This window comes from Anaerococcus sp., from assembly GCF_022770135.1.
Taxonomy (GTDB): domain Bacteria; phylum Bacillota; class Clostridia; order Tissierellales; family Peptoniphilaceae; genus Anaerococcus.
In genome coordinates this window covers 1-13,908 of sequence record NZ_JALEIL010000057.1, presented here as the reverse complement: position 1 = coordinate 13,908, position 13,908 = coordinate 1, and the positions used below count along the sequence as shown (strand labels likewise).

At 40.0% G+C, this 13,908-nt stretch carries 12 protein-coding genes; all 12 read left to right on the top strand.

Annotation, left to right across the window (positions count from 1 at the left end; genetic code table 11):
* Nucleotides 1–903: 903 nt before the first annotated feature.
* The 12 genes from MRZ08_RS02595 to guaA all read left to right on the top strand — a co-directional run bounded on the left by MRZ08_RS02595 (nucleotide 904) and on the right by guaA (nucleotide 13,245).
* Complete coding sequence (locus MRZ08_RS02595) at nucleotides 904–1,524, top strand: NfeD family protein (protein ID WP_297378951.1); 621 nt, start codon at nucleotides 904–906, stop codon at nucleotides 1,522–1,524.
* Complete coding sequence (floA, locus tag MRZ08_RS02590; RefSeq protein ID WP_297378949.1) at nucleotides 1,524–2,468, top strand: flotillin-like protein FloA; 945 nt, start codon at nucleotides 1,524–1,526, stop codon at nucleotides 2,466–2,468. Before MRZ08_RS02595 ends, floA begins: the two co-directional genes overlap by 1 nt.
* Nucleotides 2,461–2,841: a hypothetical protein gene (locus tag MRZ08_RS02585; protein ID WP_297378947.1), complete on the top strand. Its 381-nt coding sequence runs from the start codon at nucleotides 2,461–2,463 to the stop codon at nucleotides 2,839–2,841. The genes floA and MRZ08_RS02585 overlap by 8 nt, the downstream gene beginning before the upstream one ends.
* Nucleotides 2,842–3,598: 757 nt before the next feature.
* Nucleotides 3,599–4,555, top strand: a complete 957-nt coding sequence (locus MRZ08_RS02580) for a PhoH family protein (protein WP_297378952.1) — start codon at nucleotides 3,599–3,601, stop codon at nucleotides 4,553–4,555.
* Nucleotides 4,556–4,563: 8 nt separating this feature from the next.
* Nucleotides 4,564–5,904 (top strand): rRNA maturation RNase YbeY, encoded by a 1,341-nt coding sequence (gene ybeY / locus MRZ08_RS02575; protein ID WP_297378945.1) that lies wholly within the window; start codon nucleotides 4,564–4,566, stop codon nucleotides 5,902–5,904.
* Nucleotides 5,901–6,296, top strand: coding sequence for a cytidine deaminase (cdd, locus tag MRZ08_RS02570; RefSeq protein WP_297378942.1), 396 nt, complete (start codon nucleotides 5,901–5,903; stop codon nucleotides 6,294–6,296). Before ybeY ends, cdd begins: the two co-directional genes overlap by 4 nt.
* A complete protein-coding gene (gene era, locus MRZ08_RS02565; protein WP_297378940.1) occupies nucleotides 6,293–7,174 on the top strand; it encodes a GTPase Era in 882 nt (293 codons plus the stop codon). Before cdd ends, era begins: the two co-directional genes overlap by 4 nt.
* Nucleotides 7,161–7,928, top strand: coding sequence for a DNA repair protein RecO (recO, locus tag MRZ08_RS02560; RefSeq protein WP_297378938.1), 768 nt, complete (start codon nucleotides 7,161–7,163; stop codon nucleotides 7,926–7,928). The genes era and recO overlap by 14 nt, the downstream gene beginning before the upstream one ends.
* A gap of 1 nt (nucleotide 7,929) precedes the next feature.
* Nucleotides 7,930–8,811, top strand: coding sequence for a glycine--tRNA ligase subunit alpha (glyQ, locus tag MRZ08_RS02555; protein ID WP_297378936.1), 882 nt, complete (start codon nucleotides 7,930–7,932; stop codon nucleotides 8,809–8,811).
* Nucleotides 8,804–10,867 carry a glycine--tRNA ligase subunit beta gene (gene glyS, locus MRZ08_RS02550; protein ID WP_297378935.1) on the top strand — a complete coding sequence of 688 codons (2,064 nt, stop codon included), beginning with the start codon at nucleotides 8,804–8,806 and terminating at the stop codon, nucleotides 10,865–10,867. Before glyQ ends, glyS begins: the two co-directional genes overlap by 8 nt.
* A 3-nt stretch (nucleotides 10,868–10,870) precedes the next feature.
* Entirely contained in the window at nucleotides 10,871–11,701 is an 831-nt protein-coding gene (locus MRZ08_RS02545) for a pyruvate, water dikinase regulatory protein (protein WP_297378933.1), read from the top strand.
* An 11-nt stretch (nucleotides 11,702–11,712) separates the two neighbouring features.
* Complete coding sequence (gene guaA, locus MRZ08_RS02540; RefSeq protein WP_297378931.1) at nucleotides 11,713–13,245, top strand: glutamine-hydrolyzing GMP synthase; 1,533 nt, start codon at nucleotides 11,713–11,715, stop codon at nucleotides 13,243–13,245.
* Nucleotides 13,246–13,908 lie beyond the last annotated feature (663 nt).

The window sequence follows — 13,908 nt, the reverse complement described above, 5'->3', positions numbered from 1 at the left end:
CAATCGAAATTTATTTTATCGTTAAGTTACCCTTATCTCGACTAAGAGAGTGAAACGAACGCATGGAGAGATCTCATTAGATTTCTCCGCTCACTCCGTTCGGTCGAAATAAGGGTTATTTTGATTTTGTCAACAGTCTGTGATTGGCTTACGCCAATCTTTTTTTGTAGGTAGAACTTCTTCGTTTTAGTTTATTTAGCAGCTGGGGATTCCTAATCATCATTCGCTAAAAATTTATAACTCGCTTCGCTCAAACAGATAAATTTTCTTAACGCTTATTCTGATTATACATGCAACCCGGTAAAGGTTATTTATAAGATATACTAAAGTTTATAATGTATCCTTATCTAAAAAACAGGATAATTCCTCGTAGCTTCGCTACATCAGAATTATACAAAGTTAGTATATAATAAATAAAAATTGATATGCTTTGCGAAAGCAAAGCTTACTCCTTCCCTTCCCCTGTGAACGAGTAGAAATGTCTAATCAAGTCTCTCGTTAAGAAAATCGATTTGTTTGAGAGTAGCGAGTTATCGATTTTTAGAGAGACGAAGATTAGACGTTGTTAAACCCAAGGACAAGTAAAACAAAGAGATCCCCCTACCAACAAAGATTGGCGAAAAGCCAATCTACTGCTTTCGCACTCTGCAAGAGCCGTTTGTGGGGTGTAACGTAGAGGGGGTGTAAGGGGGAGGCCGATGAGGGGGAATCGGAACCCCCTTGGGCCTCCCCCTTTGAACGAAGGGATATCTTTAAATTAAAATTATTTTTTATTATTCAGACATATTAATATCTAAAATATTTAGTCTCAGATATTTTGAAGAAAAAATATCTCGTATACCAACTTCTTGATTTTTCCCCCAATTTATATGATAATTATAGTAAGAGCAGAAAGGATAATTTATGATGTTTGAACTTGTTATTGGCTTAAGTTTTGTGCTGGCTGTTGTAAGCTTGATTTCAGTTTTGTTTACTGAGAAGAAGGCCTTTTTTGCTGTTTGTGCTTTGGCCTTTTTGGGTGTGTTTTATTTTACTAATTCTACCAATCCGATTGCTGAAGTATGGCCTTTGATTTCTTTTGTGGCTGGGGTTACGCTCCTTGCTCTTGAGATTTTTATTCCGAGCTTCGGCCTAATTGGAATCTGTGGGCTTGTCCTTGTTGGCTTATCCCTCTATAATTCCTTTATGATGGATGGAAGAGAAGTGATTCTTCTTGTAGCTGCGACTCTTGCTATTATCCTAAGCGTGACCGTCTATGTGACTTTTGGCTTTAGGGCTAATATTTTCGATAAGGGGATATTAAAGAGTGTCAATAGCAGGGAGAGAGGTTACAATTCGAAAGTCGATTATTCTTATCTTGTAGGTAAGAGAGGGACTAGCAAGTCTATCCTAAGACCTACGGGAAGGATTGAAATCGATGGGAAGTATTATGATGCGACTAGCCAGGGAGATTTTATAAAGCCCCTGTCTGATGTTGAAGTTGTTAGTGTAAAAGATGGCCACATTGTGGTAAAGGAGATATGATGAATTTTGTAATTTTAGGCATAATTGTCGTTTTATTGGTGGTGTTTTTCACCATGGTTCCGGTTGGACTTTGGATAACTGCTAGATTTTCTGGAGTAAATATTTCAATGCCAGCCCTCGTTGCTATGCGTTTTAGGAGACTTTCTCCATCAAAGATTGTAAATGCAATGATTAAGTCCCACCAAGCAGGTATTCAAATTTCTACCAATGATTTGGAAAGTCACTACCTAGCAGGTGGAAATATTAACCAAGTAGTTGATGCACTAATCGCAGCAGAAAGGGCAAACATCGACCTTTCCTTTGAGCAAGCTGCTGCCATTGACCTTGCAGGTCGTAATGTATTCGAAGCTGTTCAAGTTTCTGTTACACCAAAGGTAATCAACACACCAGTGATAGCCGCTGTTGCCAAAAACGGAATCGAGGTTAAGGTTATAGCCAAGGTTACTGTTAGGGCAAATATCGAAAGACTAGTAGGTGGTGCAGGTGAAGAGACCATCATAGCAAGGGTTGGGGAAGGTATTGTAACTACAGTAGGTTCATCAGATTCTCATGCCCAAGTTCTTGAAAATCCTGATAATATTTCCCAAACAGTTCTTATGAAGGGGCTTGATAGCGGGACTGCTTTCGAGATTTTATCAATTGATATAGCAGATGTGGATGTCGGAAGAAACGTCGGCGCCCAACTTCAAAGAGACCAAGCAGAGGCAGATAAGAATATCGCCCAAGCTAAGGCAGAGGAAAGACGTGCCCAAGCCATCGCTCTTGAGCAAGAAAATAGAGCCAAGGTAGTTGAGGCAGAAAGTAAGATTCCAACAGCTATAGCCAAGGCCTTCGAAGAGGGTAACCTCGGCGTGATGGATTATTACAATATCAAAAACGTAAATGCCGACACCAAGATGCGCGAGTCAATTTCTGGAGAAGATGGGGCTGATCTAGATGTCTAGAATCTTTCCTAAGAAAAAAGACCAGGAGGAAAAACGCAAGCCATCCTTCGACGATTGGTTAAAGAAGACTAACGAGCTCCTAAACGAATATATGGATGAGCCAGTCGGGGAGATGTTTGGATCTGATAAGAAGAAGACAAAGAAGGCTTCCCAAAATATTAAAGAAAAACAGAAAAAACTCCCTAAGGCAGAATCTAAAATAAAAAAGGAAGAGGGAGACCCGGCTGCTGAAAGAAGGATAGAAGAAAGTAGGGCAAAGAGAAAGAAAGAAAAGCTCTACGAAGAAAATAAAGTTAAAAACAGAAGAAAGACTCTTAGAAAGGCCTTGATCTACTCAGAAATTCTGGGAAAACCTGTCTCTAAGAGAAAGTAGGACGCAAGCTTTAGGGCTTGCTTAGACTGTAGACAAAATCGAAATTACCCTTATTTCGACCGGGTAAACATCCATTGATTTGGATATTTACCCCTCTGACTAGTGCGGAAGCACGGAAAAGTTACGAAGTAACGAGTCAGAGTACGGAGTGAGTGGAGAAATCTAATGAGATCTCTCCATGCGTTCGTTTCACTCACACTAAAACATGTCAAGATGTATTAGTATATAAGCCTATTTTTTAGTTTTAGGGTTAAATGTGCCAGTCAAGGCACATTTAACTAGTCGAGATAAGGGTAACTTAACTATAAAATAAATTTAAATTAAAGCTACTTTGTCTACTCTCTGCGCAAGCCTTTGGGCTTGCTTTCTTACTCCTGTCTGGAGATTATTATAAATCATTTACAAGTCGCTTGATTTGGGATAAATATAACGAGATCTCTCGACTTCGCTACGCTCCGCTCGAGATAAGGGGTGCAGCTACAATAGATATTTTTTGGGGTTCTGAGACAAGCCCGTCCGGCTCGTAGAGGACCAGTTGTAACTTATTAATGAAGCCTAGACTTTTTCTTCATTTGTACAATTAATTACCACTAGGGAGCTTCCTCGGGGAGGACCTTATTTGATAAGCTTTTATTTTATATAGAAGTTTTTTTAAATTTCAGAAATTTCAACATATTTGTAACAATAAATAGTATAATATTCTTAATGGAGGATTGATATCATAGAATTATTAGCAATAGAAAACCCTGACCAAGTTATTAGCTTGTTTGGGAGTTTTGACAAAAACAGAAAATATATAGAAGAAAGATTTGATACCAAAATTAAGGTTAAGGATAATGACTTGGAGATTAAAGGAGAAGAGCTTAATACTAAGCTTACCAAAGATCTCTTAGAACAACTCCTTACTCTTATAAGTAAGGGCGAGTCCCTAGACTTTCAAAAGATCAAGTATCACGCAGACATGCTTGAAAGAGAAAACAAGGACGTAATCAAGGGGCTTTTGGGAGATGTGATAGTCACAAGGGCAGACGGCAAGCCAATCAAGCCAAAGACCCTGGGACAGAAGTCCTATATAGAAAAGATCAGAAACAATGATGTTGTCTTTGGTATAGGACCAGCAGGAACAGGAAAGACCTACCTTGCTGTGGCTATGGCCGTTAGAGCCTTCAAGGCTGGGGAAGTGGATAGGATAATACTCACTCGTCCAGCTGTCGAAGCAGGAGAAAGCCTCGGTTTTCTTCCGGGAGACCTTCAAGATAAGGTAGACCCTTATCTAAGACCTCTTTACGATGGGCTTTTTGATATCCTTGGCTTTGATACTTATCAAAATCTCGTAGAAAAAGGCCTTATTGAGGTAGCTCCCCTTGCCTACATGAGAGGAAGGACTCTCGATAGGTCCTTTGTGATCTTGGATGAGGCACAAAACACGACCCACGAGCAGATGAAGATGTTTCTTACAAGGCTGGGCTTTGGTTCCAAGGCCATAATTACAGGAGATAAGACCCAAGTCGACCTTCCTCGTGGCAAGAAAAGTGGGATAAGGGCGGCAGAGCATATTCTTAGGAATGTAGAAGGAATTGCCTTTATGGAATTTTCTTCCATAGACGTAGTAAGACATCCTCTTGTCCAAAGGATAATCGATGCTTACGATAAGGAAGATGCGAGAAGGATGGCTGAGAGAAAAGAAAAGGAAGCTAATAGCAAGAAAGAATAGGAAGAGATATGCATCTTTTAATTGAAAACAATACAGAAGAAAAAATAGAAATGGATGCTGACCTAGAAATAACTGTCAAGGAAGTCCTAAAGACAGAGGGATTGGGAGATGATTATGAAGTCTCCATTACCTTTGTCGATATGGAGGAGATTCATAGGCTAAATAGGGAATTTAGGGATGTAGATAGGCCGACAGATGTCCTATCCTTCCCCCTAGATGATACGATAGACTTACCAGACGCTGATAAGATGCTGGGAGATATAGTAATATGTCTGGATGTAGCCAAGGACCAGGCCATGGAGTTCGGCCATTCTCTAAGGAGAGAAATCATGTATCTGACCTGCCACTCCACCCTCCATCTTTTAGGCTACGACCATATGGAAGAAGACGAGAAGAGAGAGATGAGAAGTCGTGAGAAGGAAGTCATGAGAAATCTTAGAGTCTTCAAGAACGACGATCACGAGAACTTCGACCATATGGACAAAAACGACTACGAAAAGGAAAGAGAAGAAGCGGCTAAGGAAGATGAAAAGTTTCTAGAATTTAGGGACGAGCTTAAGGAAGAAATCAAGGAAGAGCTTAGGCTTGAGCAAAGATACGCCAACGTGGAATACGGGAAGATCTATACCAAGGAGAACCTTAGCCACGGACAGAAGTTTCTCAAAGGCTTCGACTATGCCTACGAGGGCCTAGTCTTTGCCATAAATCACGAAAAAAACATGAAATTTCATCTCTTAGCTTGTGCCATAGTCTTTGTGGCAAGCTTGTTTTTCAATATTTCTAGAATTGAGATGATGTTTTTAATTTTTGCTATATCGTCCGTTATAGCCCTAGAGCTTGTAAATACAGCTCTTGAGAATGCTGTCGATATAGCAGCAGACGGCAGGTGGCTATCTCTTGCCAAGTCTGCCAAGGATGTATCTGCTGCGGCAACCTTCATAGCAGCCCTCAATGCACTTTTTGTGGGCTATATGATATTTTTCGATAAGTTCCTCAACTTCTACGACTCAGTAATCTTGAGGATTGCGAGAAGACCGAGCCATTTGGCTGTAATTTCGATTTCTCTTATCATAATCATAACCATATTCCTTAAGGGAGTTTTCTATGAGGGACATGGAACTGCCTTCAGGGGAGGCTTCGTAAGCGGACACACCTCCGTATCCTTTGGCCTTGCAACCATAGGAATCCTCCTTGTGGACAATCCAATGGTAATGATCCTTATGGCCTTTATGGCTCTTATAGTTGCAGAATCCAGATACGAGGCAGACATTCATTCGACAAAAGAGATAATTAGAGGAGCCATACTTGGTATAAGCGTGGCCCTTTCAATATTTGGGATATTTTCATGAAAGATTTAAAAGAATTAATAAAACTTGCCCTAGACAATAAGAAGAAATCTTACTCTCCTTATTCACACTTTAGGGTTTCGGCAGTCCTTCTTACAAAAGAAGGCGAAGTATTTGAGGGAGTAAACATCGAAAATGCCTCTTATTCACCGACAATCTGTGCGGAAAGATCTGCCCTTGCGGCCGCCATTTCCAAGGGCTTTAGAGAATTTGATACAATAGTCATCACAGGAGATTCGACAGATACATATCCTTGCGGAGTCTGCAGGCAATTTATGGCGGAGTTTTTCGATGAGGATACGAAAATCGTAATAGCAAACTCGGTAGATGATTACAAGACCTACACTTTGGAAGATCTTCTTCCTCATAGTTTTGGCAAAAAGGATTTACAATGATAAAATCAGGATTCGTCTCAGTAGTAGGCAGGGCCAATGTTGGTAAGTCGACATTAATGGAAAAGATTATAGGAGAGAAGATATCTATCATCTCAAATAAGCCCCAAACTACTAGAGATAAAATACAAATTATATATAATGACGAGGAAAGTCAGATAATTTTTCTTGATACGCCTGGGATTCAAACTCCTAGAAACAAGCTTCAAGAAAGGCTTCTGACCTTCTCAGAAGAAAGCCTCAAGGAATCTGATATCATTACCATGGTGGTGGATGATTCGGAGGAAATCGGAAGGATAGACGGGGAAATCCTAGAAATGCTTGAAAAAATTAAGCTTCCCAAGATCCTTCTAATAAACAAGACCGACCTCGCTGATAGGGAGAAAATTGCCCATATTAGGGAAAACTTCAGAGCTTATGACTTCGATAGGATTATAGAAATATCAGCTCTAGAAGGGAAAAATATCGATGTTTTCCTGGATACTATCAAGGAAATGCTTGACTTCGGTCCAGCCTACTACGATAGGGATATGATTACAGATAAGAGTGAGAGATTTATCGTAGGAGAAATCATAAGAGAGAAGGCCCTTAGAAATCTATCAAATGAAGTCCCTCATGGGGTTGCTGTTAGGATTGACGACTTTAAGGAAAGAACTAACAAGAAGCTAATAGATATAAGGGCTACAATTGTGGTGGAAAAAAATAGCCACAAGGAGATTGTTATCGGCAAAAACGGCCAGATGATCAAGAGAATCGGCATGGATGCGAGAGGGGAAATCGAAAAATTCCTCTCTAGCAAGGTTAACCTCCAATTGTGGGTTAAGGTAGAAAAGGACTGGAGAAAGAAAGAGAAGCTGGTGGACCGCTTTGGCTACAAGTGAGCTTAAGGATGTGACAGGCTTTATCTTAAGGGAGTTTAGCTACAAGGAGACTAGCAAAATCATAGAAGTATTTACCGACAAGCTCGGAAGAATTTCTATTATGGCCAGGGGAGTTTACAGAAAAAACTCCGGCCTTCTTTCTTTGACAGGAAGATTTATGAAGGTAAACTTATCCTTGTACAAGATGAAGGGAGACTTTTACGGCATAAGAGATGGCTACTTGGTAGAATCCTACAAGAAAAGTTCCAAGAACTTCGACATCATCCTCTACAAGTCGGCCATGTGCGATTTTCTCCTAAAGACTATCGATACAAGCCAGAAGGATACAGTCTTTAAGCTCCTCGATACAAGCTTTAGGGCCCTGGAAGAGGCTGATAGTGGCTATCTTAATATATTTTTGGGCTTTTTGATCAAATATATATCATTTTCAGGCCTTAAGCCTAACTTTTCTACTTGCGGGATTTGCGGTAGAATTATAGATAAGGCGACAGGCTACTTTTCTATCAGAGAAGCCTCCCTCATATGCGAAGAGCACAAGAAGGATACGGGCGATGTGATTTATCTTACTAGAGAAGATCTCTTGTATTTTATGAAGTTATTATATACAAAATCAGATGAGCTTAGTGAGCTCAGCCCCAGCCCTGATTATGAGAAAGTAGCGAGATTAATAATAGATTATTGCTTAATTAGCCTTGATATCAAGAAGTTTTCTTCTATGGATTGGGTCTATAAGAGATTAAGCGAAAGGAATTAGAATGTACTTTGAAGATTTAATAATGAAACTTGAAGAGTTTTGGAAGAATGAGGGATGTTCGGTAATGCTTCCTTACGATACGGAAAAGGGAGCAGGAACTATGAATCCTAACACATTTTTGCGTGCCCTAGGTCCTGAGCCTTGGAAGGTCTGCTATGTTGAGCCATCAAGAAGACCAGCAGATGGTAGATATGGACAAAACCCAAACAGGCTCTACCAACACCACCAAATGCAAATTCTCCTAAAGCCAACCCCAGACAATATCCAAGAACTTTACCTAGAATGCTTGGAAGCAATCGGCATTAACCCAAGAGAGCACGACATAAGATTTGTCGAAGATAACTGGGAAAGTCCAACCCTAGGAGCTTGGGGACTCGGTTGGGAAGTTTGGCTTGATGGAATGGAGATTACCCAGTTTACTTATTTCCAACAAGTAGGAGGCATAAACTGCGAGATCGAAAGTGGAGAGATTACCATCGGTCTTGAGAGAATCTTTATGTATCTATCAGGAGTTGACAATGTATTTGACATTAAGTGGTCCAAGGATCTAACTTACAGAGATATCTTTGGTCTAGCCGAATACGAGAATTCAAAATATTCCTTCGAAGACGCAGACAACGAAGTCCTAGAAGAATTGTTTAATATTTATGAAAAAGAAGCCAACAGACTAATTGACTTAGGTCTATGCATTCCTGCCTACGACAATGTCTTAAAGACAAGCCACGCCTTCAACACCCTAGATGCCAAGGGGGCCATATCAGTTTCTGAGAGAAGCCACTATATCAAAAGGGTAAGAGACGTATCAAGCAAGGTAGCCCACAAGTTTATCGAGAAAAGAGAAGAGTTAGGCTACCCTCTTCTAAGAAAGGATAATGATGAGTAATTACTTATTAGAAATCGGAGTAGAAGAGATACCTTCTGATTATGTCAAAAATACCAAAAGACAATTAGAAGATAAATTTAAGAAACTAATCGAAGAAAACAAATTAACTTGCGAGTCTTTCTCAGTAGAGTCAACTCCAAGAAGATTTGCTATCTTGTTAGAGGGTGTAGAGGCTGATCTTACAGAAAAGACCGTTTCTGTCAAAGGACCAAGTGTAAAGATTGCCTATGACGAAGGCGGCGAGCCAAAGAAACCTCTTTTAGGTTTCCTAAGGGGTCAAGGAGCTGATATATCTGATGTAGTAATCAGAGAGTTCAAGGGCGAAGACTATATCTATGTAGAAAAAAAGGAAAAATCAAAATCAGTTGCTGAAGTCCTAAGAGAAAATGTCTACGAGCTAGTAAAGTCAATTTCCTTCCCAAGATCTATGAGATGGGCAGGAAAGTCAATAAGATGGGCTAGACCAATCAGATGGTTTGTATCAATCCTAGATGACGAAGTCCTAGACTTTGATGCTGAGGGAATTTCTGTAGGAAGAGTGACCAAGGGCCATAGAACTCTTGGATCAAATCATATAGAAATCGACAAGATCGAAAATTACGAGAAACTCCTTAAGGAAAACTTCGTAATCCTAAAATACAAGGACAGAAAAGACATTATCCTAAGAGGACTCAACAGACTATCTAGCGAAGTAGGTGGAGAATACATGAAAGACGAAGTCCTCCTAGATGAAGTTATAAATATAGTCGAATATCCAACTGTCCTAATAGGAGGAATCGACAAGAAGTATCTAGAAATCCCAAAAGAAGTAATAACAACTCCAATGAAGGACCACCAAAGATACTTTCCAGTCCTAGACGAGAACAAGAATCTTCTACCATACTTCCTAGTTGTAAGAAATGGTGACGAAGAATTTAAGGAAAATGTAGTAGAAGGAAACAAAAAGGTCCTAGTTGCAAGACTAGAAGATGCTAAGTTCTTCTACGATATAGACATGAAAAAGCCACTCGAAGCCTATGTAGACGATCTTGAAAATCTTGCCTTCTTTGAAGGTTTGGGCAATATGAAGCTTAAGACAGAAAGACTAACAGATCTTACAGAAAGATACAGACAAGCCCTAGCTATTGGCGAAGATATGGCACATCCTATAGGAAGAGCAGCCTATCTCTCAAAGGCAGACCTTGTGACAAAGATGGTAGTAGAGTTTACCGAGCTACAAGGAACTATGGGTAGGATTTACGCAAGTAAGTCTGGCGAGGAAGAAAGAGTCGCAACAGCCATAGAAGAAGCCTACATGCCAAGATCTTCTGGATCAGCCCTACCAAAAACTATTACAGGCATCATCCTTTCCATAGCAGATAAGATGGATACCATTGTAGGCCTTTACGCTATAGAAAAATACGTAACAGGAAGCCAAGACCCATTCGGTCTAAGAAGGGCCTGCCTTGGAATTATAAATATCTTCCTAGAAAACTCCATTGATATTGACCTAAGAAGGCTTGTAAATGATGCCCTACTAGTCTATACAGAAAAGAATGAACTTTCCTTTGATTACGATACAGCCATGGACAAGGTCCTAGACTTCTTCAAGGACAGGCTCAAAAACAAGCTAATAGACGATGGTGTAAGCTACGATACAGTAAATTCTGTAATTAATACAGACGAGTTAAATATCATAAAGATTGTAAAGAAGGCTAAAAGCATCGATAGTTTCCTAGAAGATAATGAAGATCAAGTATCTTACTTTACAAGAATCGTCAATCTCTCAGACTATAGTGTAGATGCTGAAGTAAGAGAAGACCTTTTCGAAAACGACCTTGAAAGATCTTTCTATGAGAAAATCACAGAGCTTGGAGACTTTAGTCCAAGTGCAGAAGCGGACTTCTTGGCAGAGCTTAATAAGATAAAAGAAACAAGCGTTGTAGGTAATTCCTACCTCGACAATACCATGATCAATGTAGAAGACGAAGAAGTCAAACACAACAGAATCGCCATGCTAAACAAACTAGCCAGAAGGATTGAACAAATCCTCGATATAAAAGAAATAGTAAGGTAAAAGATGAAAGAATTGACTACAATACTTATAAGTGATTCGACAGGAGAGACTGCACAAAACTACATCAAGTCAGTGACTAGCCAATTTCCTGACCTTAAAGTAAATCTTATTAGAAAACCAAGCATAGATACGACAGAAGAAATCGACGAAGTGATGGATCAGGCTGACAGCAACTGTATAGTCGTTCAAACTATCGCTAACGAAGATTTATCCAAGCATCTAAGAGCTGTAGCCAAAGAAAAAAACATCGAAGTATTAGACATCCTAAACTACGGAATCAGAAAGGTAGAAGAAGCGACTGGTCTTAAGGCAGTAAGGGAAATCGGCCTAACCAGAACCCTATCAGAGGACTATTTCAATATGATAGAAGCCATAGAATTCGCCATTCAATACGACGATGGCAAGGACCCTAGGGGCTTTCCTCTATCAGATATAGTCCTTGTAGGAGTGTCAAGGACCAGCAAGACTCCTACAACCATGATTCTTGCGACCAAAAACTTCAAGGTCTCAAACCTACCTCTCGTGCCAGAAATAAAACTGCCACGTGAGATATTTGAAGTAGATCCTGAAAGGATTATAGGCCTTGTGATTGACCCTGACAAGCTATCAAACATCAGGGAAGTAAGGAGTAAGTCTTTAGGAATAGTAGGGGAGTCAATATACTATGATGATACAAGAATCAGAAGAGAGCTAGAATACGCACAAGAAGTCTTCAAGGACTTGGATTGTAAGGTAATCGATGTTACAGAAAACACAATCGAGCAAACTGCAACAGATATAGTCCAATACTATTTCGAGAAGTTTCCAGAAGAACGCAGAAAGCACGTCCAATAAAAGGAGGGGGCATGAAGAAAGACAAAATTATAGTATTAAACTTCGGCGGCCAATACGACCAACTCATCGTAAGAAGAGTTAGAGAAATGGGAGTATACGCTGAATTATTCGACTGCGATACCAAAATCGAGGACATCGATTTTGAAAATGTTGCAGGAATAATCCTAACAGGCGGCCCACAATCAGTAAACGATAAAAACTCACTAAAGGCTGATGATAGAATATTTGACCTAGACATTCCAATACTAGGAATCTGCTACGGACTACAATACATCAACCACTACTACAAGGGAGAAGTCGAAACACCTAAAAACGGTGAATACGGCAAAACTCCACTATTTGTAGACCAAAAAAGTGAGCTTTTCCAAAATGTACCTCAAGAATCCGTAATCTGGATGAACCACAGGGACAGGGTGAACAAAATCGCAGACGGCTTCAAGAAGATAGCTTGGACTCTCAATGCACCAGTAGCTGGAATTGAAAACAAAGAAAAGAAAATCTACGCAGTACAATTCCACCCAGAAGTAGTACATTCTGAGTACGGAAAACAAATGCTAGAAAACTTCGTAATAAACATAGCCAAGGCTGAAAAAACATGGACTATGGAAGACTTTGCCAAGGCAAAGATTGCTGAAATCAAAGAAAAATACGAGGAAGAAAAAATGATCTGCGGCCTATCAGGCGGTGTAGACAGCTCAGTTGCAGCTACAATCGTATCAAAGGCCATAGGAGATAATCTCCAATGTATCTTCGTAGATCACGGACTACTTAGAAAAGACGAGGCCAAATCTGTAATGGAAACCTACAAGGACCTTGGTCTAAACGTAAAAATGGTCGACAAATCAGAAGAATTCCTAAGTCTACTCAAAGGAGTAGAAGAGCCTGAAGAGAAAAGAAAAATCATAGGCAACCACTTTGTAGAAGTATTCGAAGAAGAAGCCAAAAAAATCGGCGGAGCCAAATACCTAGTCCAAGGAACAATCTACCCTGACGTTATCGAAAGTGGAAAAGATAAGGCAAGTGTAATCAAAAGCCACCACAACGTTGGAGGGCTACCTGAAGACATGGACTTCGTAGGTCTCGTAGAACCCCTAAGAGAACTCTTCAAAGATGAAGTAAGAGCAGTAGGAGAGGCAATAGGAGTACCACATGATATGGTATGGCGCCAACCATTCCCAGGACCAGGCCTTGCCATAAGAGTAATCGGTGAAATCACTAAAGACAAACTAGAAATAGTGAGAGAAACAGACGCCATCCTAAGAGAAGAAGTAGAAAACTTCGGCTTAAAAGAAGACATCTGGCAATACTTCACAGTATGGACCCCAATCAAGACCGTAGGAGTAAAAGGAGACGCAAGAGTATACGAAAACGTCATAGCAGTAAGAGCCGTAACCAGCACCGACGCCATGACAGTAGAAGCAGCCAACCTACCATACGACCTAATGCAAACCCTCTCCAACAGAATGATAAACGAAGTAGCCGGAGTAGGAAGAATAGTCTACGACATAACAAGCAAACCACCTGGAACAATTGAATGGGAGTAAAAACATCGCAAGCGATGTTTTTACGTCAGCCCCATATATCGAGCACGAAGTGCGAAGATAGATAGATGGATTTTCTGATTCGCTGAAGGGGATTGAAAATTATGAATTAATTTTCAAGTATGATATATATTCACTCAAATGAAGAGATATTACAGTCAAAATCAAAATAAAGTTAGGAATCGCAAGCGATGCTTTTACTTAAGCCCCATATATCAAGCACGAAGTACGAAGATAGATGGATGGCTACCCTTCTTAGGCGAGAAATCGCTGATGTGACGAATAGGATCATCATCGATTTCGAGTCGAAAATGGGAGTAAAACTCCCCTGTGTGGGAGTTTTACCCGAAAAATAGTGCGGAGCACGGAGAGCAGTGAAACTGCGATTTTCGTTAGTCGCAAAATTTTCTAAAATGGCTTAATTACAAGCTATAGATAGAATAAAAAAATGGCTACTGGTACTCAAATGGTACTGGAAGCTAAAAAGAATAAACTAAATATTAGAGACTGTGTAAAATTTTGTGTATAGGAGCCTCCTGATTAGGATAAAGAAAAACTAATCAGGAGGAATTTTAATGCTAAGTAAAAGACCAGAAACAAGACTTAACAAAATAGCAAAAATGTTAATCGAAGAGTATCAGCCTCAAAGTGCACAAGATATTCAAG

What these genes read in the sequence shown, in the direction of transcription:
- MRZ08_RS02595 (WP_297378951.1), top strand. Translation starts at nt 904, where the DNA reads ATGATGTTTGAACTTGTTATTGGCTTAAGTTTTGTGCTGGCTGTTGTA.
- floA (WP_297378949.1), top strand. Translation starts at nt 1,524, where the DNA reads ATGAATTTTGTAATTTTAGGCATAATTGTCGTTTTATTGGTGGTGTTT.
- MRZ08_RS02585 (WP_297378947.1), top strand. Translation starts at nt 2,461, where the DNA reads ATGTCTAGAATCTTTCCTAAGAAAAAAGACCAGGAGGAAAAACGCAAG.
- ybeY (WP_297378945.1), top strand. Translation starts at nt 4,564, where the DNA reads ATGCATCTTTTAATTGAAAACAATACAGAAGAAAAAATAGAAATGGAT.
- cdd (WP_297378942.1), top strand. Translation starts at nt 5,901, where the DNA reads ATGAAAGATTTAAAAGAATTAATAAAACTTGCCCTAGACAATAAGAAG.
- era (WP_297378940.1), top strand. Translation starts at nt 6,293, where the DNA reads ATGATAAAATCAGGATTCGTCTCAGTAGTAGGCAGGGCCAATGTTGGT.
- glyQ (WP_297378936.1), top strand. Translation starts at nt 7,930, where the DNA reads ATGTACTTTGAAGATTTAATAATGAAACTTGAAGAGTTTTGGAAGAAT.
- glyS (WP_297378935.1), top strand. Translation starts at nt 8,804, where the DNA reads ATGAGTAATTACTTATTAGAAATCGGAGTAGAAGAGATACCTTCTGAT.
- MRZ08_RS02545 (WP_297378933.1), top strand. Translation starts at nt 10,871, where the DNA reads ATGAAAGAATTGACTACAATACTTATAAGTGATTCGACAGGAGAGACT.
- guaA (WP_297378931.1), top strand. Translation starts at nt 11,713, where the DNA reads ATGAAGAAAGACAAAATTATAGTATTAAACTTCGGCGGCCAATACGAC.